The organism is Photorhabdus sp. P32, from assembly GCF_038085095.1.
Classification (GTDB): domain Bacteria; phylum Pseudomonadota; class Gammaproteobacteria; order Enterobacterales; family Enterobacteriaceae; genus Photorhabdus; species Photorhabdus luminescens.
Map to the genome: position 1 here is coordinate 1 of NZ_JAZGJN010000021.1, position 391 is coordinate 391.

Annotated in this window: 1 pseudogene; it reads left to right on the forward strand. The window is 43.0% G+C overall.

Going from position 1 to position 391, the window contains the following annotated elements:
• A pseudogene (locus tag V2H77_RS00070) lies at window positions 1-391 on the forward strand (hypothetical protein); the annotation flags it as partial.

The following is a 391-nucleotide window of genomic DNA, read 5'->3' on the forward strand; positions in this document are numbered from 1 at the left end:
TATGAGTAGCCTTTTATTCAACGAACTGGCTGTAAATACCCTGATGAGACTGGAAGGACCGTTGGGAACATTCTTCGTCAGAGAAGATGATAGGCCAATTATCTTTCTTGCTGGCGGTACCGGTTTTGCTCCAGTTAAAGCCATGGTGGAAAAACTTATCGAACAAAATTCCAAACGTGACATCCATATCTATTGGGGAATGAACAACGGGGCTGATTTCTATTTAGACCTTCCGATAGAGTGGGCTACCAAGCATGAGAATATACATTATGTACCCGTGTTATCTGGTGAAGATTCTCAGTGGTCAGGAAGAAAAGGATTCGTCCATAAGGCGGTAATGGAAGATTTTGATAATCTCTCAGCATTTGCCGTATATGCCTGCGGTTCTCCA